The sequence below is a fragment of the Chryseobacterium angstadtii genome (assembly GCF_001045465.1).
GTDB lineage: Bacteria > Bacteroidota > Bacteroidia > Flavobacteriales > Weeksellaceae > Chryseobacterium > Chryseobacterium angstadtii.
Map to the genome: position 1 here is coordinate 420877 of NZ_LFND01000002.1, position 24679 is coordinate 445555.

The 24679-nt window shown below is 38.0% G+C and carries 25 protein-coding genes; 5 read left to right on the top strand and 20 right to left on the bottom strand.

Translation table 11 applies throughout. The features are described from left to right. Positions 1 to 2 precede the first annotated feature (2 nt). The 7 genes from ACM46_RS07230 to panD form a co-directional block, all read right to left on the bottom strand. Positions 3 to 1232 carry a PP2C family serine/threonine-protein phosphatase gene (locus ACM46_RS07230; protein WP_048505967.1) on the bottom strand — a complete coding sequence of 410 codons (1230 nt, stop codon included), beginning with the start codon at positions 1230 to 1232 and terminating at the stop codon, positions 3 to 5. A gap of 37 nt (positions 1233 to 1269) precedes the next feature. After that, entirely contained in the window at positions 1270 to 2313 is a 1044-nt protein-coding gene (locus tag ACM46_RS07235) for a TerY-C metal binding domain-containing protein (RefSeq protein ID WP_048505968.1), read from the bottom strand. 22 nt (positions 2314 to 2335) lie between these two features. Next, positions 2336 to 2974, bottom strand: a complete 639-nt coding sequence (locus ACM46_RS07240; RefSeq protein WP_048506154.1) for a vWA domain-containing protein — start codon at positions 2972 to 2974, stop codon at positions 2336 to 2338. Positions 2975 to 3058: 84 nt separating this feature from the next. Beyond that, positions 3059 to 3730, bottom strand: coding sequence for a TerD family protein (locus tag ACM46_RS07245; RefSeq protein ID WP_048505969.1), 672 nt, complete (start codon positions 3728 to 3730; stop codon positions 3059 to 3061). A 30-nt stretch (positions 3731 to 3760) separates the two neighbouring features. Then, positions 3761 to 4336, bottom strand: coding sequence for a TerD family protein (locus tag ACM46_RS07250; RefSeq protein WP_048505970.1), 576 nt, complete (start codon positions 4334 to 4336; stop codon positions 3761 to 3763). Positions 4337 to 4641: 305 nt separating this feature from the next. Next, positions 4642 to 5670, bottom strand: coding sequence for a lysylphosphatidylglycerol synthase transmembrane domain-containing protein (locus ACM46_RS07255; RefSeq protein WP_048505971.1), 1029 nt, complete (start codon positions 5668 to 5670; stop codon positions 4642 to 4644). Between the two features lie 3 nt (positions 5671 to 5673). Then, a complete protein-coding gene (panD, locus tag ACM46_RS07260) occupies positions 5674 to 6024 on the bottom strand; it encodes an aspartate 1-decarboxylase (RefSeq protein ID WP_034706528.1) in 351 nt (116 codons plus the stop codon). Positions 6025 to 6423: 399 nt separating this feature from the next. Here panD and ACM46_RS07265 point away from each other — a divergent pair, with 399 nt between their 5' ends. Further along, complete coding sequence (locus ACM46_RS07265) at positions 6424 to 6714, top strand: HU family DNA-binding protein (RefSeq protein WP_002976900.1); 291 nt, start codon at positions 6424 to 6426, stop codon at positions 6712 to 6714. Positions 6715 to 7217: 503 nt separating this feature from the next. Here ACM46_RS07265 and pdxH read toward each other — a convergent pair. After that, entirely contained in the window at positions 7218 to 7859 is a 642-nt protein-coding gene (pdxH, locus tag ACM46_RS07270; protein ID WP_048505972.1) for a pyridoxamine 5'-phosphate oxidase, read from the bottom strand. A 24-nt stretch (positions 7860 to 7883) separates the two neighbouring features. On the opposite strand from pdxH, the gene ACM46_RS07275 reads away from it, so the two are divergent. Further along, on the top strand, positions 7884 to 8432 hold the full coding sequence (locus ACM46_RS07275) for a YqgE/AlgH family protein (RefSeq protein WP_048505973.1): 549 nt from the start codon (positions 7884 to 7886) through the stop codon (positions 8430 to 8432). Positions 8433 to 8539: 107 nt separating this feature from the next. Further along, entirely contained in the window at positions 8540 to 9121 is a 582-nt protein-coding gene (locus ACM46_RS07280; RefSeq protein WP_048505974.1) for an N-acetylmuramoyl-L-alanine amidase family protein, read from the top strand. Between the two features lie 81 nt (positions 9122 to 9202). Here the strand turns inward: ACM46_RS07280 and ACM46_RS07285 are convergent, their stop codons facing one another. From ACM46_RS07285 to ACM46_RS07340, 12 genes are all read right to left on the bottom strand, one after another. Then, a complete protein-coding gene (locus ACM46_RS07285; RefSeq protein ID WP_048505975.1) occupies positions 9203 to 10012 on the bottom strand; it encodes an aminotransferase class IV in 810 nt (269 codons plus the stop codon). A gap of 77 nt (positions 10013 to 10089) precedes the next feature. Next, positions 10090 to 10476, bottom strand: a complete 387-nt coding sequence (locus ACM46_RS07290; protein ID WP_048506155.1) for an START-like domain-containing protein — start codon at positions 10474 to 10476, stop codon at positions 10090 to 10092. A gap of 190 nt (positions 10477 to 10666) precedes the next feature. Beyond that, positions 10667 to 11842, bottom strand: a complete 1176-nt coding sequence (locus tag ACM46_RS07295) for an aspartate aminotransferase family protein (protein ID WP_048506156.1) — start codon at positions 11840 to 11842, stop codon at positions 10667 to 10669. Between the two features lie 137 nt (positions 11843 to 11979). Continuing rightward, positions 11980 to 12756: a hypothetical protein gene (locus ACM46_RS07300; protein ID WP_048505976.1), complete on the bottom strand. Its 777-nt coding sequence runs from the start codon at positions 12754 to 12756 to the stop codon at positions 11980 to 11982. Positions 12757 to 12758: 2 nt separating this feature from the next. Beyond that, positions 12759 to 13586, bottom strand: a complete 828-nt coding sequence (locus ACM46_RS07305; protein WP_048505977.1) for a hypothetical protein — start codon at positions 13584 to 13586, stop codon at positions 12759 to 12761. A gap of 1 nt (position 13587) precedes the next feature. Further along, a complete protein-coding gene (locus ACM46_RS07310; protein WP_131707557.1) occupies positions 13588 to 14511 on the bottom strand; it encodes a hypothetical protein in 924 nt (307 codons plus the stop codon). Positions 14512 to 14781: 270 nt separating this feature from the next. Then, positions 14782 to 16515 (bottom strand): OstA-like protein, encoded by a 1734-nt coding sequence (locus ACM46_RS07315; protein WP_048505979.1) that lies wholly within the window; start codon positions 16513 to 16515, stop codon positions 14782 to 14784. Between the two features lie 3 nt (positions 16516 to 16518). Continuing rightward, positions 16519 to 16992 (bottom strand): Fur family transcriptional regulator, encoded by a 474-nt coding sequence (locus ACM46_RS07320; protein WP_034731532.1) that lies wholly within the window; start codon positions 16990 to 16992, stop codon positions 16519 to 16521. Between the two features lie 67 nt (positions 16993 to 17059). Beyond that, entirely contained in the window at positions 17060 to 19051 is a 1992-nt protein-coding gene (locus tag ACM46_RS07325; RefSeq protein ID WP_048505980.1) for a KUP/HAK/KT family potassium transporter, read from the bottom strand. A 118-nt stretch (positions 19052 to 19169) separates the two neighbouring features. Then, positions 19170 to 20150, bottom strand: a complete 981-nt coding sequence (locus ACM46_RS07330; RefSeq protein WP_048505981.1) for a pyruvate dehydrogenase complex E1 component subunit beta — start codon at positions 20148 to 20150, stop codon at positions 19170 to 19172. Positions 20151 to 20439: 289 nt separating this feature from the next. Next, a complete protein-coding gene (locus ACM46_RS07335) occupies positions 20440 to 20859 on the bottom strand; it encodes a DUF2147 domain-containing protein (protein WP_048505982.1) in 420 nt (139 codons plus the stop codon). Between the two features lie 234 nt (positions 20860 to 21093). Further along, a complete protein-coding gene (locus tag ACM46_RS07340; protein ID WP_048505983.1) occupies positions 21094 to 23022 on the bottom strand; it encodes an LTA synthase family protein in 1929 nt (642 codons plus the stop codon). A gap of 89 nt (positions 23023 to 23111) precedes the next feature. Here ACM46_RS07340 and ACM46_RS07345 point away from each other — a divergent pair, with 89 nt between their 5' ends. Continuing rightward, entirely contained in the window at positions 23112 to 23825 is a 714-nt protein-coding gene (locus tag ACM46_RS07345; protein ID WP_048505984.1) for a CDP-alcohol phosphatidyltransferase family protein, read from the top strand. Between the two features lie 88 nt (positions 23826 to 23913). Beyond that, positions 23914 to 24678 carry a 3'-5' exonuclease gene (locus tag ACM46_RS07350; protein WP_048505985.1) on the top strand — a complete coding sequence of 255 codons (765 nt, stop codon included), beginning with the start codon at positions 23914 to 23916 and terminating at the stop codon, positions 24676 to 24678. The last annotated feature ends 1 nt before the right edge of the window (position 24679 follow it).

Below are 24679 nucleotides of genomic sequence, written 5' to 3' on the forward strand. Positions count from 1 at the left end.
GTTTAATAAATTATGGCAAGTGTTCTGTCATCATGGTTTCCACGGCTCCAGAAATCGGTCCAGGTAAGAAGCTGCGAGGCAATCTGTGAGTCATTGATAAAGTCTACTTTCGTCCGGTCGTCATTGTTTCCGGCCAGATCATCAAAAAAAGCTTTCCAGCTTTCTATATCTTCAAGTTTATTTTCTGTGATGAATTTAGGATCGTAAATGCCATCCGTCATAAGCACAAGGTAAGAGAAATCATTGACGCAGGTTATTCCGAACCGGGAAGCGGTGTCATCATTAAAAATCTCTTTCAATGTAATAAACCGGGTACCTCCGCTAAATTCGCCCACGTCCATTTGATTCAGAAGCTTCACTTCAGAAAAATCAGGATTGATCAGATTAACCGGACAGTCGCCTACTCCAAAAGTGAGAATGACATAACCGAAATCAAACTTTTTGGTTAAAGCAAAAATCAGTGTGGTATGCAGATCTTTTACAGAAAAAGAGTTTTCCGAAGCTGTTTTATCCAAAACATGATGAACATACAGAGCTCCTTCATTCAAAAGCTGAATGACCTTATCTCCGGCTTCGGACTGTCTGTCTTCTGAAGAATGTGAGACATCATAAATAATTTTAATATTTTCCTCAATTTCATTTAAAACATCCTCGCTATCAAAAAAACTATTTGCAGAAACGGCAGCCAATCTTGAACCTTCTCTGGCCATCATCGCAGAGCCTGCTCCATCTGACACGGAAACAATGCACCAATCCCGGGGAAGGGCATTTACTGCAAAATCATCCTCTCTGAATTTTCCTTCGTGGGCATGAGAACGTCCTCTTTTTGAGGCAACAACTATTTTTTTGTCTAAGAATTCTCCCTGATAGATGGCTTCATCAGGTTTATAATAAGCATCTGCTGTATCGCCCGGAATGTTTTTCCAGAGATCTTTGGGATCAGCATTAACGAGCAGGTGAACTTTCTTTATTTCTGTGCTGTTTTCGTCATGGATATGACAGAATTCGATATCAAGGTCGTGAACACTACTGGCATAAGGAATTCCTGAAATCTTATTATTTTCAAAACTAAGCCCTGTCTCTTCAAGATGGATGATATTTTTAATTCTGATATTCGGAAAGTCCGTCATCTCAAAACTGTATTCATAAAACTGTTTTGAACTGGCGTTTTTAAGGACCAGATGAACTTCTTTAAATTCTTCTTTCTCCCTGTAAATAACTGCTTTTTCCATAATCTTTTATTGAACCTTCAAATAGAAGCTTGCGTTATTATCCCAGAGTTCTGTTAATATCAAATCCTTCACTGGAAAACCCGTAATAATCTGAAGTTCCGCACCACGGGCATTTATTGTATCCCTCTCCTTTCAGACAGTGAATTCCACCGCAGGAACAGGTAGCTAAGGCAATAGGATTGGCACAGTGCGGGCAGGAAGTGCCTCCCTGAAGTTCTTCTATTGAAATTCTAAGGTTGTTTTTTTGGGAAGAAGATAGTCTGAGATACGCTTTTTCATCAATTTTATAAGCTCCATCCAGTCTGTAATATCGGGTAGACATTCCCGGTATGCTGGATTCGGCGAATGTTTTTTTAAATTTCATCAGATAAAGCTTTTCCGTCTCCGAACATTTTCCGTTTAAAACCACGAAATTATTGTCAGGAAATCTCTGTTCCATTTCAGGATTTACCTTTTCGAGGATAATAGAATCAATTTTGGAAAGATTGATACCTTCTTTATTGGCTTCCGTCACACTCTGGCTGGTTGTTTTAATGGAATCTGTTACCCATTTGAAAAATTCTTTATAGGAATTCTCATCAGAATTATTGAACAGTAAAACGTTATCAGATAAAGTTCCCAGCAGTTTGTAGTTGGTATTCTCCCCTATAGATACAGCAATGGTATTGGATTTTCCATGGTACTTATTGTTCCATCTTTCGATAGCTTTTGTGGCATCATCGGTAGGAACACCATCTGTAAAAAGAAAAACGATTGGTTTCCAGTCGCCTTTTCTATCGTAAGTGGTTTTCACAATATCCCGGTCAATGCAGTCCATTACTTTGATGAGTCCCTGAGACAGCGATGTACCGCTTCCGATCGGGATTTTCGGAGGATAGAAACTAATAATATCCTGCATGGGTGTAATGACCTCGGCTTCTCCGGCAAAACCTATAATGGAAATATAAACCGTTTCCAGGGAATACGGGTCTTTTTTTAATTCTCTGATGATATTGGCGATACCTTCCTGCACCTGCTCAATAGGTTCTCCAACCATAGATTCGGAAACATCGACTAAGAAATAAATGGGTAATCTTCTCATGGTCTATCGTAAAGGCAAGTGATTAAATAATAATATTAAGTTCTGAAGGCGGAGGCGGCAAGGGAGTACTTTCTCCCGTTCCCTGAGATTTTCCTCCCATCGTAATGGAAGAACTCACCCATTTGAAAAATGAAGAGAGCGTAATAGCATCTGTAGTGTCCAGCTTTACCACATGATCGGTAAGCTCCTTCAGAAACTGCTCATCTGCTTTAGGGCCTGCAGCACAGCCAACGATAGCACCAAATTCCAGGTCTCTGATCACAGGAATCATCTGTCTGTATTTTTGTATATCCGATGGTTTTCCGTCTGTAAATATGAACAGAAGCGGTCTCCAGTCTCCATTTCCGTCTTCAGAGCCTTTTACCAGCTCTTTTTTCACCAGCTCCGAAACCATTTCCAGCGCGGCTCCGGTATGGGTAGGCCCGCTATCCGGGCAGGTAATTTCCATAGGGTAAAAACTGGCCAGATCTGTCAGTGGGATGATGTTTTTCACCTCACGGTCAAAAGTAATCACACTCAGATGCAGACTGTCCATTGCCTGAGGATCTGCGCGGAGCATGCTTATCAGCCCGTTAAATCCATTATTCAGTGCCTGGATAGGTTCTCCGTTCATGGAACCTGAAGTATCCAGTAAAAAGTATGCTAATAATCTCCTGCTCATGGTAAGATGATAGTATTTCTGAAGCCGGCAGCGAAAGTTGAAAACTTTCCTGCCGGCCATTAATATTTTGATAAAAATTCAGACTTAGTTGCTGTATGCGTATTGTTTCAGAATCTCGATAAAATTATCGGTCTGATGCGGTTCTCCTATGGCACGGAATTTCCAGTCTCCGTTGTGGCGGTAAGCTTCTGCAAAGACCATTGCACATTTTCCGTTCATGCTGGCATCTCCGGAAAGGCTGTATTTTGTAATTTCTTTTCCTTTGGCATCTACGGCTCTGATAAAAGCATTCTCTATCATTCCGAAGTGCTGGTTGTTTTGTTTTCCCTGGTAAATAGTCACCAGAAACAGTATTTTCTGATAGCTTTCGTCCAACTGATCCAGTTTAACGATAATCTGCTCATCGTCTCCGTCTCCAGCTCCGGTTCTGTTGTCTCCGGTAAGCCATATATTTCCGCTGGGATGCTGCATAGAATTGAAGAAAACCACATCGCCCTGATAAAGTGCAATCTGTCTTCCATCGTTCGTCTGAACTGTTTTTCCAAGGTTGGCTACTTTACCGTTTCCATCTAAAAGAAATGCAACGGCATCAAGATCATATTCTGCTTCTTTATTGAACAGTTTCCCAAAGAAACCGCCCTGTTTTCTTACATCCCATCCGAGACCGATCGTTACTTTTGAAAGATCGTAAACACTTTCTCCACGGTCATTCTTTCTTAAATCAATCGTCTGACCTTTTTGTAAATTAATTGCCATAGTTATTGTTTTGTGTATTTGAATATAAAATTATTTAATGATCTGTCCTTTGTAGTATTTTTCAAGGAAGAAAGCCAGGTCTGCTCTGTAGCCGATTCCTGAGGCTTCGAATTTCCAGCTTCCGTTTCTTTTGTATAATCTTCCGAATTCCACTCCGGTTTCTATAGAGAAGTCTTCATCCAGTTCGTATTTAGCAATTTCCTGGTTGGTACTGTTGTCTACAATTCTGATGTATGAATTTCTCACCTGCCCGAAGTTCTGCTTTCTTCTTTCAAAATCTTCTATGGTGACTACGAAAAGAATTTCTTCCGCTCTTGGGTCTACTTTTTCAAGATCAACGATAATGGCTTCATCGTCATCTCCATCGCTGTTTTTACCGTTCGGATCATCTCCTGTGTGAGTCAATGCGCCGTCCGGAGACTGTAAATTATTATAAAAAACAAAACATTCTTCAGTGACTAATTTTCTGTCGGAATCAATCATGATAGCAGAGGCATCAAGATCAAAGTCAAAACCTGTTCCTTCATTCGGGTCCCAGCCCAGTCCTATCGTCATTTTTGTAAGTCCAATATCGATCTTTTGTCCTTTCTGTAAATTAATTGCCATAGTGTTTTAGATTATTAATTATTTTTCGTTTAAGATAAATTTGATTTGTGAATTGACCAAATTTATAGATAAAAAAGTAAATGACGCATGATAACTATAGTAAATATTTCATTTTAATAAGGTTTTAACATAAGTCAACAACCTTTAAAAATCAGTACTCTAAGTTGGATAATCTGCATACTCTGCTTTCTTAATTTTCACTCTTGAGAAAAATAGAAGTTTCAGCTTTCCGTCATTCAATATCAACATTAAAAAAGCCCGATTAAAAAACCGGACTTCATATAGATTAAAAAATTTCTTTAAAATTAATTTTTAATTTCCTGATGAGAAACTGCCTTTTCTCTGGCTTTAGCTAACATCGGAATAGAGATTAACCCCATCACCAACATAATCGTAATCTGAAGGGGAAGTGATATAAAGGAATAGGTCAATCCCATTTCACCACCTAATTCCGCACTTTTTCCCATGGAAATAAAGAGGGCCATAAATCCGAACTTCATCGCCAGATTGAATGCCCCGATACCGCCACTTGCAGGAATAATCATTCCCAAAGTACCCACAACGATGATAAAAAATCCATCAGCAATGGTAAAACTGGAGGTTTCAGGAAGGGCAAAACATACGAGATATGCTGCAAAGTAATAAGAAATCCATATTCCTAATGTGTAAAGAATGAATTTCCCTTTTTCTTTTAATTTGAATATGGTTGCCAGTCCTTCAAGAATTCCGTCAATAAAACCCACGATCTTCCCCAAAAACGGAACATCTGCAAGTCTCTTTCTGAATACAAAAAACAGGACACCTCCTATAGCCAATATCAGAAGAGCAAATATTATCTTGTTTGGATTGATCTGAACATCAGAGTTCTCATAAAAAGATAAGATGGCTTCATATTTAAATAATAAGGTAAGCCCCAGAAAACCAAGCATACATATAAGATCTACTACTCTTTCGAGAATAATGGTCCCGAAAGACTTGTCAACCGGAACTTTTTCCACACCATATAAAGCGGTAGCTCTTGCCAGCTCACCACTTCTGGGAATGGTAAGATTCATCAGATATCCGAAAGATATAGACCAAAGTGAGTTTGAATTGGAAATCCTGTGTCCCATAGGTTCCAGCATCAGATTCCAGCGTACTGCCCTGAACCAATAAGCCAGAATACCGAAAACAGAAGCAAAGAGTACCCAGAGATAGTTGGCTTTCGCCAAAGATGCTTTAATCACTTTAAAATCCAGCCCTTTTAAGGCAAGCCATAAAAAAAAGCCTGCAAAAGCAAGCGATATTACTATTGTTAGTATGGATTTTAAAGGATTTTTTGTTTTTTTCTCCATAGATTAAGTCAGGAGATTAGTTTTTTCATCCGGGAATACGATCTTTGGCTGGAAAACTTTAGCTTCTTCAGGTGTCATTTGCGCATAAGCGATGATAATGATGATATCATCTCTCTGCACTTTTCTTGCTGCAGGCCCGTTCAGACATACTTCTCCTGATTTTCTTTTTCCTTTGATCACATAAGTATCAAAGCGCTCCCCGTTATTCACGTTCACGATATAGACTCTTTCTCCCACTACCAGGCCGGCAGCTTCTATAAGATCTTCGTCGATCGTTATACTCCCAATATAATTAAGGTCAGATGCCGTAACCCGTACCCTATGGATCTTAGACTTAAAAACTTCTATTAACATGCTGCAAATTTATTAATAATAATTAATAAATCGGACTTTTGAAATCAATTTAAAACACGCATACAGAGAGGTATTTAATTTTATATTACACAAGCTTTCAGGCCTTTGCTTATAAAATATGCAAACATATCATTAAAAATATTAATAGTTTATACGAAATTCAGGATTTAATAAATACAGGAAATAATATTACCGTTTTGCTAAAGTCAATACACATAAGCATTTGGCATGATTTTAGTGAGCCGTAACGTAGATTTTACGTGAAAAGTGAAATTATCATATTTTAACTGTTTTCACCGAAAAGCAAAAAAATTTTATAAGTTTTAATAAAATAATTGCACAATTAGAAAATAGTATTATATTTGCTATAATTACGAACTAACTTTAATATTAAAAATTATGAACAAGTCTGAATTAATCGACGCAATCGCAAAAGATGCAGGAATCACTAAAGTTGCAGCTAAAGCTGCTTTAGAATCATTCATTGGTAATGTAACTACTACTCTAAAGAAAAAAGACGGAAAAGTTTCTTTAGTAGGTTTCGGTACTTTCTCAGTAGCTGAGAGAGCTGCAAGACAAGGTATCAACCCTGCAACTAAAAAACCAATCAAAATTGCTGCTAAAAAAGTTGCTAAATTCAAAGCAGGAGCTGATTTATCTAATGCAGTTTCTGGTGCTAAGAAAAAATAATCATTCAGATTAGAAAAATTCAAAGGCCGTTTCTTAGGAAGCGGCCTTTTTTTGGGGTATAGGTGGCTTCGAGGACCTCAGCCACCCACAAGTTGTGTCATCAGTAGAATTTGGAAGGTATTACAGGTTCCGGTAGTGTTTTTATTATTTTAGATTTCGGCTAAAGCCAATGCCGTGTTTACATATTAAAAACGGGCTAAAGCCCGCTCCTATTGAATTTTTTATGCCCCCCATTTTATTCATAAAGAATTAGAATCACCCATGTAATTGATTTGTTTCATTGGAAAATGTAAGTTTTCGGCTAAAGCCAATGTCATGTTTACATATTAAAAACGGGCTAAAGCCCGCTCCTATTGAATTTTAACGATACCGTTTTATTCATAAAATTTAGAATCAATCATATTTTAGTAAGAAACGTGTTAAGCTATGATACTTCTACCAAAACTTCCAGCATCCACCTTCTAACCTCTAATTTCTAGCTTCTAATTTCTAATTTCTAATTTCTACGGTGCCAGTCGCGAAATCTTCCAATCCAGTCCTTCCAGCTGATAAATAATTCTGTCGTGTAGACGATTGGGTCTTCCCTGCCAGAATTCTATTTCATAAGGTTTGGCAATATATCCGCCCCAATTGGCAGGTCTTGGCACTTCGCTGCTTTCATATTCTTTTTCAAGTTCTTTCAGTCTTTCTTCAAGGAATTCTTTATTGGGAATCACTTGACTTTGGGGTGAAACAGCTGCTCCCAACTGGCTTCCTTTTGGTCTTGAATGAAAATATCCGTCACTCAGATTTTCGGCAATTTTTTCAAGATCGGCTTTAATAATGATCTGTCTTTCCAGATTCGGCCAGAAGAAATGAAGGCAGGCTTTATGATTCTTTTCTATTGCCTTTCCTTTTCTGCTGTCGTAGTTGGTGTAGAAAATAAATCCTTCATAAGTATATTCTTTAAGGAGAACCATTCTGCTTCTCGGGCAACCATCTTCTTCCAACGTAGAAACCGCCATAGCATTGGCTTCAGAGACTCCGGGACTTGTACTGGCATCCAAAAACCAGTCTCTGAACTGCTCGATTGGATTTTGTTTTATCTCACTTTCAATAAGTTGGGATTTCTCATACACTTTTCTTTTGTCGTGCAGGTTTTCCATAAATATTTTTTATTAAATTTGAGTATGAATTACTCATACAAAGGTAAAATATTAATTTCCACACCTGACATTTCCGGCGATATTTTTTCGAGATCGGTAGTCCTCATTATCGAGCATAATGAAAATGGAGCATTTGGATTGATATTGAACAAAAAAAACAGCCAGATGAGTAATAAGTTCAAAAACTTTTTTGACTTCAAAATAGAGGTTTATGACGGCGGTCCCGTGGAAAACGATAAGGTATTCTTTATTGTTAAAGAAAAGAAGGTAACCGAGATCTATTCTGAGATCAATAAGGATTTCTACATCACGGAAGATATTGAAAGCATTATCAGTGCTGTCCTTAATAAAGAACTGAGTATTCAGGATGTAAAAATCTTTTCAGGATATTCCGGGTGGTCTGCCGAGCAACTGGATGATGAAGTCATGAGAAAGCTTTGGACTGTGGTAGATGTCTATAATTTAGACTATACTCTTCCCAACGATCAGACCCTTTGGAAATCTATTATGCAGAACCTGGGTGGCGAATATTTACTCTGGGCCAACTCTCCTGAAGATATCTCACTTAACTAGCTGTGTTCCTATTCGATACCCTTTAAAAACATTAACAAATTTTAAGATTACGTTAACCAATTTTAAAGAAAGAATTTCCGTTATTTGAAAAACAAAAAATCACTGAAATGAAAGGAATCAAACTACTTGCTCTATCTGCCTTTTCTGCTGCATTTTTATCATTTAACCCTATCCCTAAAAAATACATCGTTATTGATGCCGGACACGGCGGAAACGACAACGGAGTGGTTTATGGGAAATTTTCAGAAAAAGACATTACGGTAAATATTGCTAAAGAGATTCAGAAACTGAATGCCAATCAGGATCAGTATGAGGTGATTTTAACCCGTGATTCTGATGCTTATCCAACGCTTGGGGAAAGAACAGCCATGATCAACAAGCTGAATCCTGAAATCGTTATTTCTCTTCACATCAACAGCAATCCCGAAAAAGAAACGCCAAAACAAGGGACAGAAGTTTATGTTCAGAACAGTGAAAATTCAAAAAATCTGGCTGAAAAAATTTCCAAGAAATTTAATGTTGCTAAAATTGAAGAGCGCAACCTTCATATGCTGAGAGAAACTAAGGCGCCTGCCGTTCTGGTAGAACTTGGTTTTATCAACAATACGCAGGACCGCGAATATGTTACCAGCGAAAAGGGTCAGAAGGAAATCGCACAAAAATTCACAGAAATTATCCGTGAATACTAAATAAAGAAACAATTTCTGATTTAATCAGAATAAAACCCGGTAAAGGACTTGGGTACTTTGTTGTTTACCGGGTTTGTCAACTTAAAAACTTTTTTTCCAGCTTTCCACCATTTCTATAAAGCGGGAGCTTTCAAAAGTCTTATTTCTTATTTTACCTACAGAAAATATGCCTTTCTCGTCTGAGATCATCAAAATTTCTTCTGCTTTTTGAGATTCAAAGGCTATAATTTCGTGCTCCTGAATATCGGCAAGATTATTTTTATGCAGGAAAGTCACAAAATTCTCCATCAACGGCGAAATGTATGCGCCTTCGGACTGTTTGGGAACTTTAATGACATTTCCTTCCAGAAACAGTAAATTCCCGGACGTAGTACGTGCAATTCTTTTATTCGGATTCAACAGGATCACATCATCCAGATCATTTTCTTCTGCATAAATTCCACCGTAGATATTTTCCGGGCAGTGAACTCTGATATTGCTTAATAAATTGCTGTTTACATTGATCTCTTTGGTAAGATCCATTTCAAGCGGTCTCTGATGAACAGCCAGCACATCATCCGATTCAGTTACTTCGTAAAAGTAGGATACTGAAGATTTTGAAACCGTTACAGCATCATTATTTCTGAACACCTGGAAGTTGATAATTCCGTTTTTTATTCCTTTACCATTAATAACATCTTTATGAAAAAGGGTCTGGAAAAATTCCAGAGTATAGGTAAGGGGAATATTCATTCTCATCTTTCTCATGGAAGCCATTAAGAAAAAATAGCATTCTTCATCCATGATCAGTTCTCCGTTTCTCACGAAGAAAGACACCTTCACTGCGTCGCCCAAAAGGAACGCTCTGTTCTTTACATTTAATCCGTCTGATGTAAAATATTGATTTTCCAATTTTTGATGTGATTTATTTATAAAAAAATAATGAACGATAAATCGTTCATCAGTTTTACCATGTAATTTCGTCCGGCTTATGCCGCACCTAATTTTATTCTAAGGTTTTCTATCAGGTTTTCCCAATATAATGCGTTTTCCTGCTCATCGCCTTCTTCACAGAAATCTGTAATGTTCAGAGCCAGATCTTCAGTAATATCATCTATTACGATAGTCATTTCAAAGAAGTTTTTAGTTCCCTCGTCTTCTTCCCATCTGAAACGCACAAATCCTTCAGGCTTATATCTAATCAAAGTGGCCTTTTCGGCAGGCCCTCCGCCCCAGCTAAAAAAGAAATCATCGCCTTTCTCTGTAACCTCATCCGCAAACCATTCAGATAATCCCTCCGCAGTTGCCAGATACTCATATAAAATCTCTGATAAACAATGCATTGGAAATTCGTAATGGACTTTATGTTTCGCCATATAATCTTTGTTTTTATCGTCCCGCAATATATAAATTAATTTTTTTATTACGCAAAAAAGCAATTTTTTTTTTAAAGAATCTTCATGATATTTATCACTGGTTTTAAATCTGTAAGGAATATCATTTTCAGGTTAAAAACTGCCATGCAAGACATAGAAAAATCTCTCCGTTCCGGAAAGATTTTTGTCTTTAATTTTCATTCAGAATATCTATAATAATCTGACAGCCTTTTTTGATTTCTTCCATTGAAATGGTAAGTGGCGGTGAGATTCTCATGTATTCATTTCTGTAAAGCTGCCAAAACACGATAAGACCCTTTTCCATGCACTTTTTAGCCACTTCAAGGGTATATTCAGGAGTTCCGAGATTAACGGCAAGCATCAGACCTTTTCCATTGATGTTTTTAATCTTCGGATGTACCAGCAATTCTCTGAACAGTTTTTCTTTTTCAGCCGTTTCTTCCATCAGACCGCTTTCCAGAACTTCTTTCAATGTAGCGTGGCTGGCTGCTGCAATCAACGGGTTTCCGCCAAAAGTTGTGATATGTCCCAGTTTTGGTGAATGAGAAAGTGTTTCCATGATTTCCCTGGAACTCATAAAAGCTCCTACCGGAACTCCGCCTCCCATTCCTTTTCCCATCACCAGAATATCCGGAACAATCCCAAAATGCTCAAAAGAAAACAACTTCCCTGTTCTTCCGAAGCCCGGCTGAATTTCGTCAAGAATCAAAAGAGCTCCTACTTCTTCACATCTTTTTTTAAGTTTAATCAGATAGTCGCCTTCTGGGACTAAAAATCCTGCTGCTCCCTGAATGGTTTCCAGGATCACACAAGCTGTTTTCTCTGTAATCTGATCCAGATCGTTTTCGTTATTGAATTCAATAAAACTGACCATCGGAAGCAGCGGACGGAATTCTCTTTTATGAGTTTCGTTCCCCGATACGCTTAATGCTCCGTGAGTGTTTCCATGATATGAGTTTTTAAAGGAAACAATTTCCTCCCTTCCTGTATACCTTTTTGCCAGTTTCAGACTTCCATCAATAGCTTCTGCCCCGCTGTTTACCAGATAGGTGATTTCTAAAGGATCCGGAGTAGATTCTGCCAAAAGTTTACAAAGTGCTATAGGTTTTTCCTGGGCATATTCCCCGTACACCATAACGTGAAGGTATTTGTCTGCCTGCTCTTTGATAGCTTCCACCACCTTAGGATGAGAATGTCCTAAAGTATTGGCTGAAACTCCTGCTACAAAATCCAGATATTTTTTTCCGTCTGTTCCGTAAATATAGCTTCCTTCTGCTTTTTCAACTTCGAAACCTGCTGCAAATTTTGTGGTTTGTGCCTGATATATAAAAAAGTCTTTATGCATCTCCATTGTTGCGAAAATTTTCAGCAAAGCTAAAAAAGATTCGGCACATGCCGAAATTATCTACCGGGAATAAAAAAATTACCCCTGATTATCTCAAGGGGTAATTTGGTATAAATAATAAAAAGTTGAAGATTAATTTAAAGTACTTTTTCCACCGTAACAAAGCTGTTATTAATGACGTTATAGGCAGTTGTCCCTCCAATTTCGGAAATTGCTTCCAGAGTTATATACTGTCCCTGAACAATATACACTGAAAAATCTAAACTGATTTTCCGGATGGTACCATCAAAATTCACGGTACTTTCCAGAAGCTGAAATCTCTTGACATCGTTGACATATAAACTGGCTCCTAATCTGCTGCTGAATGTTCCTGCTGCCCCTGTAAAATTTAAACTTACATTCACTCTGTACAATCCGCTCTGACGGATATAAAGCCTGTTCAGGTCTGCACCTGTTGTTGCTGCATTCGTTTTAAGTTTTAAAGGGTCTGCTAAAAAATTAGTCTTATCAATCAAAGGATTAATAGGAAGCATAACAGCGCCTGTACTTGTACTCACCGGATTTATTGAAAATCTGGAAACGTTATCCGATTCTATTTCAAAGGCTTTACTCCAGACGAGCCCGTCAAATACCATTACCTGGCCTGTGCTCTTTACAAACAGGAGCATTCCGCGCAATGCTTCTATTCTGGTTGAAGGGGTATCTACGCCTGTGTTAGGTAAATCCGTAAGCGTTTCAACTGCGGGTAAGCCAAAACCTTTGACGCCTGTAGCTTCGTTTGCATTCGTGATATACATCATTACCTGATCATTACCATTCGCATTGGAATCAGGATTGGGTATATTGGTAAAATTGACTTGTGCACTGTACATAGTGAATGAAACCATGAACAGGCAGAATATGTATTTTTTCATTGTTAGTAGGCTTTAATTAAACGTGCTCCGATATATGAGTTGATAGAGTTGCTATCTGTCCCGTAAGCAGCCATAGATCCTCCTGAACCTCCAACTGTTGTTATTGTAGGAACAACTCTCAGTTCAGCACCTGTGGGTAAGGATATGGTTTGGGCAAAACTGGATGTTTTACTTCCCTGCGTATCTACAATAAATACGAGAGAATAATTCGTCTTGGTTACAATGGTTTCCCAGTCTGAAGCCGGCGTATACTTGACCTGTAATGTTAATTTAAATTCTGTAACACCCACCTGAGCACCCACACTGCCTCCCGTAAAGCCAAGAGCTGCAGCTACATCGTACATTCCATTTTGTTTAATAGTTACAGAGCTTACATTTTTCAGAAGCAGGTTATCCACAAGCACCTGGCTTTTATTGTCCGGGGCAAGATAAACCGGAGCCCCCAGAGAAAGACATATCCCAAGACCAAAAGCAAAACAAGGGATGGTAATTCCCGAAGAAATGCCCAGTCTTGAACCTTTAGGCTGAAAAATACCCTGAATCTGTCTTGCTGGATTCCAGGCAAAACCGTCATACTTATAATATTGGTCATCCGTTTTATTGTAAATAAGACCTCCTACAAGATTGGGATAGTCGCTAAATACATCTGGAGATGATGCATCATACTTTGGAAAAGCAGTATAGGTCGTAGAAAATGGTAAGATTATCCCTTTTGCTCCATCCTTTACTTTCACGATATTCTGATTGCTTACCACATTATCGCCAATCACTACCTGTGCGTTTAAACCATATTGAAATAAAAGCACTACAATTAATATGAACTTTTTCATTTTATTGCATATTTATTTTTTCAACAATAATTTCTGACACCGCATTTCCGGTGGTATTCATTGAAAAAGACAGTACATTCCCTCCAATAACTCCGGTACAAACGCCGGATCCTATGTTCTGATTACCATAAAACCTAAGACGCAAGTTATCTCCGGCTTCAAAGCTTCCTATATAAGTAAGAACCAATGACTGTCCTACATCAATGGCACCCGGCGATAAACTTCCTAAGGATAAGGCCCCACTGGTAGAGCTCGTCGTATTGTTGGTAATAGGTCTCCAGGTAGTCGGAGCGGCCGCAGTACTTGTTTCCATATCTACTTTTGAGTATAGGTTGATTGTTACACCTGCACAGAGAGAGGGTGTCTTCACGTCAATGGCACCACTTTTAAAGGAGACCTTGTACAATCCTCTTGTTTTAATGTTAATGATATTACTGGTAGCAGCGGCAAGCGAAACATCTGCCGTAATATCATTATAACTTGGACTGGCATTGGTAAAAGGGACATCTATTGCTCCGCCTCCAAGTGGACAAAGCCTGTTTACACCTCCACATCCTAATCCGCAGGTTCCACAATCTGCAGTGATGGCGGCGCTTCTTATAAAACGGGCCATTTTGTTGTTTTTCAAAGTCGTTACGATGGGATCTGATATTTTCCAGGTAGTTCCATCGTTTTGTACAATACTTCCGGTTTCCCTGTTGAAAATAATGGAACTCTGGGTACCATTTCCTGTGGTACCTGAAGCAGAGGCTGGCAATGCTAGAGCGGTATTAGACCGGGGCATTCTGGCTGCCGTGTTGTCTTCTTTTACATGCAATAATACCCTGGAATCGGGCTGAAAACCGGGACTTTTAGCTATCCCTACTTGTGCGTTCATCCCTATACAAAATAGTACAGGGAGTAAACGGAAATAATTGTTTTTCATATTGTAATTTTTTATCAATATTTGCTATTTCCAATTTAAAAAATATTATAAATCAAAACAAAATATTAGTAAAAAATATTTATTAAATAAAAAAACTGAATAAAAATGTAGGTTTTAAAGGGGATTGAGAGGTAAATTAAAAATAGTAAAATTGAAAAAAACAACATAATATTTCACTATATGTTGAATTTATTAAATTTTGGAGCTAAAAAAATCACGATTTTCTGTCTCTGAAATCGTGATTTTATATTTTGTTGAAAATTTCTGATACTATTTGCGTACCCTTTTCGGTTTTTTTGCTTCTTCTTTAGCTTTTTCTTTATCTATAGCATCCTGAGCCTGGTTGAAGAGTTCATTATCCGCAGTATACTTTATTTCCTCATAATTTGGGGTATCCACTAAAATATCCTGCCATTTTCTGATCCGGTCTTTGGTATTCCAGTTGAAATCAGAGAATTTTCTTTTGTCAGGTTCTATCTTACTCATCGGATAGGTGTCTGAATTGGCCCCGATGCTGCAGGAAATAATCTGTAAGGTTCTTTCTTCGAATAGAGCTCCAATGATTCCGCATGTAGAAAGGGTAATTCCTATTCTTTCCGGTTTTTTGGTTTCCTGATCCACATCATCCACATAAACGATAGATTGTGCGTTTCCTACTACCCTGGCTTCTTTGATATCGTTATTCTGATAATAAACGGTCATAAATTTACCTTTCACCTGGTTGAATTCATCTTTAAGGTTTAATGAATCCACTTTACTGATAGCCAAAGCATTTCCAATTACTTTAAGTGAATCTATATTTTCCGTTGTCGTATTAAAGTACGCTTCAATTTTATCACCTGTTACCTGTTTTTCTCCGCTCCAAAGAATCGGTTGGGTATACATATGCATAATTCCGTCGGTCTCATTGAACGCAATGGAATCTGCTCTTCCCTGTGCATTTGATTTAAAGATACGTCCTTTTTTATAGGCTCTTAAAAAGCTTTTTTTCACTTTTATATCTGCAGAATCCGGCCGTTGATAAGAAAGTATCTTTTCTGCTGCAAAATAAATGGAATCTTTTTCCATGATTTTTACGGCATAAGGACTTTTAGTCATCATCGCAGAATCTTTTTTCTGGAAAACTTCTCCGTATCCTCCCTTAATATATCTCCTTTCTATTGGATCATCCAGCGTTACATTTCCGGTTGCTTTACCGAAGCCAGTGATATTATTAAAATACATATCATCTCCGGTAAGGATTTTATCGTTGTAAAAGATCTTGGAGTTTTTGTTAAGGAAAGCTTCCTTGGTTTCCATTCTGTAAGTTCCTCTTTCAGTATAAATTCTGTTTTTGGAATTGGCTCTGTTGGTAATGGTAGTGGGCCCAAAAAACTCGGCCACTCTTGTATTCTGATTTTGTTTGATATTGGCCCCCTCTATAATATATTCCGGATTGTCTATTTTCACATTCCCAACAAAATCAATCATTTTGGTGTTGAGGAAATAGGTCGCGGATTTGGTATACATTACATTCTGAGCATCGGAAATTGTACCTCCCGTATTAAAATAGGCCTGATTAGCCAATCTGTCATAATACAGAATATCCGTTTTAATGGTCTGCTTCGGATCGGTAAGTACAACATCTTTTTTGGCCACCCCTTTCTGGGTAACTCCGTTGTACTCCATTTCGTGGGCTGTAATTACGGAACCGTCTGCATTCTGAAGTTTTGCATTCCCAATAGCCTTTACAAGACTCTGGTCATTATACAGAATCACTTCATCAGCATAAAGGATAGATCCCTGATGCTCTATCTGAACATGCCCTACCATATACTGATTGCCTTCGTACTTGGTATCTTTTTTAAATTCGTCGGAATGGATGATTTTTACCTTGTCTTCAGGTCTTACAGGTACTGAAGGTTTTCCTTTGGATTGAATATAAGGATCCATCTGCGTTGTTTTATTCTCCTGTGCGGAGCTGAACGCAGAAATAAAAATTAACAGAAAAAGGATTATTCTCATTGATTAATCATTCTTGGTACCATAGAAATACAGCGAATGCGAATCAATATTTACGCCAAATGCTTCTTCAATTGCTTCTTTAATTCCCTGGATTCTTGGATCGCAGAATTCTATAATTTCTTCAATTTCTTTATCAGAGCCTTTTTTGTAGATCACCAGGTGATCATGTTGTTTATCAAAATAAGACTTTTCGTAAGAGGAAGAGGTCAATGTTTTTTCTCCGAACTGATGCTTACGGATTAACCCTGCATCAAGGAAAATTTCAATAGTGTTGTAAATCGTTGCTTTTGAAACATGATATTTTTTCTGCATCATCAGAAGATACAGATCATCCACATTGAAGTGGTGATCCATATTATAAATTTCTTCTAATATCGTATATCGTTCAGGGGTGTTTCTGAAACCCTTTTCAAGCAGGTAATTTCTTAACACATCCTTAATCAAAGCAATATTCTTTTCTTTTTGTATTGTATCCATCAAAAAAATTATCTACAAATTTATTGATTTTTATTTAAATAGAAGGTATCCTTTAGCACCGGTAGGTTTAGGAATTATGACGGAAGAAGCCGGACTGCTCAATCTTATTGTCATAAATCGTAAGTTCCGTAATAGGTGCAGATTCCACTTCTACGTTGTGTGAAGACACTCCCCATGCTTTGAAATCATCGCTTCCGATATACTTCACAAAGTTGTAGATATTAAGTGTAATCTTCTGTTTAACAGTTAAAAGTATATCGTTGATATATGTATTATCTATAATCACATACTTCAGATCCGGCGGAATATTATGCGCTCTCAAAGATGGATGACTGCTTCTTGAAGGAATGGTTCCGTCTGCCATAAGATCTTTCAGAACCATGTTGAAATAGTCATTGATTCTGCGGTCTACTTTAAATCCAAGCAGGAAATTCACTTTATAAACGGTTCCCGGAAGAATTTCGTCTACCGTATATTTGAAAGTATACGGATCTTCCTGATTCACAATACTTAAAATAAAATAATGATCGGCTCTTTTCGGCTGTTTTTTGATGATGGAATAGATGATTTTTGATTCTACCTCATCATTTCTTTTAGCTCTGCTCAGGTAGGCAAGATTGGTTGCATATTTCGGAATGCTTTCATCCAGCTTCATGTCTTTTATGATGGAAACGTATTTCTCAATTTTCACATACTGGATAAAGTTAGCTTTAATCAGCCTTCCGTTGTACCATGCGTACATACATACTGCAATGAATCCGCCTAATACCATCGTCAGCCATCCTCCGTCAACAAATTTGATGACATTGGCATAGAAGAATCCTGATTCAAGGAAAAGATAAACGATGGCAAATCCTATGATGAAGATTTTGTTAACCCGTGTACGGCTCAGCCAGAACAACAACAGGATCGTTGTCATCAACATGGTAATTGTAATGGTAAGACCGTAAGCGGCTTCCATACGTTCTGATTTCTGGAAAAATATTACAACCACAAAACAGAATGCCATCAGCCCCCAGTTGATTCTCGGAATATACATCTGCCCTTTGATCCCTGAAGGATATTCAATATGCTGGTTCGGCCAGAAAGAGATAGACATCGCTTCGGAGAACATGGTAAATGAACCTGTAATTACGGCCTGACTGGCAATAATAGCTGCTGCCGTAGCCAGAATTACTCCCGGAAGAACAGCCCATTGCGGCATAATTCCAAAGAAAGGATTTACTCCGTTGAATACCTGATGATAGTTGTCAAGAAGCCATGCTCCCTGTCCTAGATAATTCAGAATAAGCATCAGTTTCACAAAAATCCAGCTTATTCTGATGTTTTTTGCTCCACAATGTCCTAAATCTGAGTATAAAGCTTCCGCTCCTGTAGTACAAAGGAAAACAGCTCCCATAATCACAATAGCACTGGAAGAATGGGTAATCAGGTTATAGGCATACATCGGGTTGAAAGCTCTTAAAATTTCGATATGATCAAAAATATGAACGGAACCGAAAATTCCAAGAACCAGGAACCATGTCACCATAATCGGTCCGAAAAACTTTCCGATAGAGGCCGTTCCAAACTGCTGTACCACAAAAACCACAAATAGGATCACAATGGTAATGATTACTACAGGAGTTTCAGGATTGTATATTTTGAGCCCTTCAATAGCAGACATCACCGTTAAGGAAGGAGTGATTACACTGTCTGCAACGAGTGTGGAAGCCCCAATTATGGCGACCACGTAGAGCCATTTTTTCTTGAGTTTCTTTACTAATGAATACAGGGCAAGAATACCACCTTCCCCTTTGTTATCTGCTCGTAAAGCAATGATCACATATTTCAGGGTGGTCTGAAGCGTAAGCGTCCAGATAATACAGGACAATGCACCTTCAATATATTCGTCGAACGGCATAGAGGCACCGTCTTTTCTTGCGTTAACGATCGCCTTCATTACGTAAAGGGGCGACGTACCAATATCACCGAAAACAATCCCGAGAGATACAATAACGCCTACAAATGAGAGTTTATTAAGATCAAAGTGATGACCACCCTCTGTAACATCTGCCATATCAGCCAATTTAATTTTTAAAAGCGCAAATTTATACTAATTTTATGACGTCAAGAATTTTTCTTCATGAATATAATAAATGAAAAAACTTCCTTTCGGAAGTTTTTTTCTATAATAGTTATTTCACGTACATCGCTTTTTTGATCTCCTCTTTCACTTTTTCAAGTTTAGGGAACCATTCTGCAAATAGTGCAGCAGAATAAGGCGCAGGTGCATCAGGAGTTGTAATTCTCTTGATAGGAGCATCAAGATAATCGAAAGCATGCTGCTGTACCATATAAGTAATTTCAGAAGAAATTGAACCGAACGGCCAAGCTTCTTCAAGAATTACCAGTCTGTTTGTTTTTTTAACGGAAGCTAAAACAGTATCAAAGTCAAGAGGACGAACCGTTCTAAGATCAATCACTTCTACAGAGATTCCTTCTTTAGCCATATCTTCAGCTGCCTGTATAGCCAGCTTCATGATCTTACCAAAAGAAACCAAAGTAACGTCTGTACCTTCTCTCTTGATATCTGCTTTACCTATCGGCAGGTAATATTCTTCTTCAGGGATTTCCATTTTATCACCATACATCTGCTCAGATTCCATGAAGATAACAGGGTCATTATCCTGAATAGCTGTTTTCAACAACCCTTTCGCATCGTAAGGATTCGAAGGAACCACTACTTTAAGACCCGGAACATTGGCAAACCAGTTTTCAAAAGCCTGAGAGTGTGTAGCTCCCAATTGTCCTGCAGAAGCAGTAGGCCCTCTGAAAACGATAGGACAGTTCCACTGGCCACCACTCATCTGACGGATCTTCGCTGCATTATTAATAATCTGATCAATACCTACCAAAGAGAAATTGAACGTCATATACTCTACAATAGGTCTGTTACCATTCATTGCAGCTCCTACAGCAATTCCTGTAAAACCAAGCTCAGCAATAGGGGTATCGATTATTCTTTTAGGACCAAATTCATCCAACATTCCTTTTGAAGCTTTGTATGCACCATTGTATTCTGCAACTTCCTCCCCCATTAAAAAGATGGATTCGTCTTTACGCATTTCCTCGCTCATTGCTTGTGCAATTACCTCACGAAAAGTATATTCTGCCATATTTATTTGAAAAATTTAGACTACAAAAATAGTGTTTTTTTATTAGTAACATAACAAAAAAGGCATCGCATTGAATGAGAGGACTTAATATTCTTTGAACCAAAAAGCTATTTCTTCCGTACTGCTCAGCGATCCGTGGCTTTTCCGGGCTCAGACAGAAGTTTATTGTGGATTCTTTTACCAATCACATCTAAAATATAGAATCCCTGCAATCTTTGATTGGGATTAAAAAAATAGAAAAACGGCATCTCATTGCTGAAATGCCGTCCTATCATTTTATTTAAACCGATTAGTTTACTTTATCCCAAACCTGGGTTCTTCCGAACACAGAAACTCCCATATATCCTCTTACATTCAGTTTGTCACCACTTTTTGTGATGGTACACTTGTATGTTTTTCCTGATTTAGGGTCTGTAATGGTTCCTCCTGTAAACTCATCACCTTCTTTTTTAAGACCTCTGATGATTTCTAATCCTAAGATAGGTTTTCCTTTTCTGTCATCCTTACATCCCGTACAGTTTGGATCTGCAGGCTTGATCAGCAATTGGGAAACTTTCCCATAATACTTCCCGTCTGACTTTTTAAAGATCTCCACAATAGATTTTGCCTGCTTCGTTTCGTCATCTATAGTCTTCCATTTCCCTTCAATCTGTGCAAACGAAAGTACACTGAATAGGCAAAGCGCGAATGTTAATAATACTTTTTTCATATTTCTTATAGTTTTAATTCCGATATACGTTTTTTGTTAGCTATCTATTGTTAAAAATAGAAATTAAATTTCAAACAGGCAAAAACTTTTATTATACAGGGCATATGATAGACCGAAGTTCCAGAATTCGGGGTACGAGTTTCGGGGTTTAAATCAGCAGCTCAACTCTAAAACGCTCTCACTCTCCAACTCTAAAACCCTCCAACTCTCCGACTCTAAAACTCGAAACGCAAACTATTTCAGTTTCCTGTTAATCACCCTATCCATATAATCCTGGAACCAGGCTTTTGCCGTCTGCATTCCCTTTTCAATTTCCGGGTTTTTCAGTTTTCCCATCAGGTTTTTTTCAAAGCCCAGGTCTGTTTTATCGTATACGCCGGTAATTTCTTTTCCGTCAAAGCGGTATATGTAGTTTCCGATGATGAACTGCTCCGAGCTTCCATCTGAATTCACAACAATAGAAGGGTATACTTTATCACTTACGAGACTTCTCCCCCAGCTTCTGATAGGCTTATTGTAACCGATAAGATCTGCCAGTGTAGGATAAATATCAATCTGCTGGGCCACTTCCGGATTCACCCCATTAAGATGATAGTCCGGATTGGGGGAATAAAGAATAAGCGGAACGGCAAACCGGTTCATGGCTTTTTCATATTCTCCGTAAGCGATCTGATTGGTATGATCTCCTGTGAAAACAAAGATGGTATTATTGAACCACGGTTCTTTTTTAGCTGTTTCAAAATATTTTTTAATGGCATAATCCGTATACTGGATCGGTTCATGCATTTCTATGGTTCCTTTTTTAAATTTCCCTTTGTATTTCTCAGGAATTTTAAACGGATGGTGAGAGGAAGCGGTAAATACGGTAGACATAAAAGGCTGCTTCTTTCCTACATTCTTTGCAAAATACTGAAGAAACGGCTCATCCCAGATGGCCCACATCCCATCAAAATCCTCATCGTGATTGTATTCATTTTTCCCGAAATAATGTTTAAAGCCCAATATATTTCCAAATCCGAGAAAACCCATAGATCCATTGGGAGCTCCGTGATAGAAAGAGGTATCGTACCCAAGATCATTACAAACCGAAACAATGGACTGTATTTTCTGATTGGAATAGGGTGAACTGGTAAAAGCATCCGTAAGACTCGGAATTCCGGCCAACACACTGCTCATTCCGTGGATGGATTGTCTGCCATTGGCAAAAGTATTGGGAAAAATCAGACTCTTCCCCGCAAGGCTGTCTATAAAAGGGGTATAGGAAACATATCCGTTGATATTTTTGTCTTTATTAAAAGCTCCCGAATATTCTCTTCCGAAAGATTCAACAATAAAAATAACGATATTGGGACGGTTCTCTACTTTCCGGTCATATTCTTTATAAGGCTGAACATTATCCGCAATATATTTTTCATCTACAAAATGAACTTCTTTAAAGTTATTCGTTCCTAAAGTTCTGAAGAATGAAAATGTACTGTTTAAGACTATATTTCCCTGAAGCGGATTCACAACAAAACGGTTCGCATCTACCAAATTGATAGGTCTTGTACTGTGCTTGAAATCTCCACGAATTCCTCCTACTACCAAAACAGCGGTTCCGCAAAGAACCAACACAGACCATATAAAGTACGGGATAAGTTTTAAAGGCTTCTGCTCCGTAATCTTTACTTTTTTATAAAGGAAAACCCAAAGTGCCATTAAAACAACAAACCACATCAGAACAAAAGGATGCTGGCCAATGGAAACCGTGAATACTTTAAAGACATTGGACTCGTGTTTTGCCACTTCCAGTGCTGTAGAAGTAAGTCTTGCCTGGGAAAATTTATAATAAACAAAATCCCCGAAATTCATCGCATAGGCAATTCCGTTGGTAATAAAATACAGCCAGAAAAGAATGGTCTGATAAACTTTCTTCGTATTAATGACAATCGGGACAAGACTCAGCAGAATAAATAAGGCATTGACATATAAAATGGCCGTAGTATCAAAGGCTGTTCCATGAAATGCAAGGTTGAAATAATCTGAAACGGAATCTACTTTAATGAGTTCTTTATTGAAATACCAGAACAAAAGCCTGGCTATCTGATAAAAGACATATGCTAAAAAAATCCGGTACAAAAGCACCAGAACTTCTTGTTTTCTAAATTCTTTAAAAAATTTCATCCGGCAAATTTACATCAAAAACCGATTAATGTATTTTTTCCTTCATAATATTTCAGGATAAACTTTGGAAAAACCGTATTTTTGTTGACATGAATTTCATAAAAAATAATCTTGCCAATCTATTGACGCTTGCCAATTTATTTGCAGGCTGTGTAGGTGCAATCCATCTTATTTTAGGAGATTACCAGACGACGGCAATCTGTATCATTCTTTCTTCTATCTTCGATTTCTTTGACGGGTTTGTGGCCCGGGCAGTAAAATCCAATTCCAATCTGGGTCTTCAGCTGGATTCTCTGGCAGATATGGTGAGCTTCGGATTGATTCCCGGTCTTACGATGTATAAAGCACTGGAGCCGTTCGGAAATGAAATTTTAGGGATGCAGCTTCCTTTTGAGATCAGCTATATCGGTCTTTTAGCAACGATTTTCTCCTGCTTGAGACTTGCTATTTTTAATCTCGATGAAGAGCAGCGTTATTATTTTAAAGGACTCAACACACCAACCAATACGGTATTGCTGTTTGGATTGTATTATGCTTTCAAAGAAATGGGAGCTTTCGGATTCTTATTCGAAAATCCTTTACTTTTAATAGCATTAACAGTGATCACATCATGGCTTCTGATCAGTCCGATTAAAATGATAGCCATGAAATTCAAGTCCAGAAAATTACAGGACAATTATCCGAAAGTTATTTTATTAGGCGGTGGAATTGCCATTCTGATTATATTTCAGATTGTGGGTATTCCTATGCTTGTTATTTATTATATCTTAGTATCGTTGATTTTTCAGAGACAGCTGAAGTAGAAGTTAGAGGCAAGAAGTTAGAAATTAGTATAACAGCGCATCCCCGAATCAGCACATTATCACATTAACCTATTTTCAATTGAACAACATGAATTTAAAACTCCATAAACCGCTTTGTATTTTTGATCTTGAAACAACGGGAACCAATATCGGAAAAGACAGAATTGTTGAAATCTGTATTTTAAAAGTAAACCCGGATGCATCCCGCGAAAGCAAAACATGGCGCGTAAATCCTGAAATGCCTATTCCCAATGAATCCAGTGAGATTCACGGAATTTATGATGAAGATGTAAAGGATGCTCCCACTTTCAGAGACATTGCCCCAAAAGTGATGGAAATGCTTTCAGGAAGTGATCTGGGGGGATTCAATTCCAATAGATTTGATGTTCCGCTTCTGGCAGAAGAACTGCTGAGAGTAGAAATAGATTTTGATCTGAGTAAATTCAGGCTTGTAGATGCACAGACCATTTTCCACAAAAAAGAACCGAGAAACTTAGGAGCTGCTTATCAGTTCTACTGTGGCAAAGTTTTGGAAAATGCCCATTCGGCCGAAGCTGATGTGATGGCGACTTTTGAGGTGCTGGATGCACAGGTTGGAAAATATGACGATATCCCGAATGAGATTGCTCCTTTAAGTGAATTCACCTTCCATAATAAGAATGCAGATCTTGCAGGATTTATAGGATACAATGATAAAACGGAAGCTGTTTTCAATTTCGGAAAATATAAAGGGCAAGTGGTAAAAGCTGTGTTCCAAAAGGATCTTGGCTATTACGGATGGCTTCAGAATGCGGATTTCCCGCTGTACACCAAAAAGGTATTTACAAAAATTCAACTTACAGGTAAATTTTAGA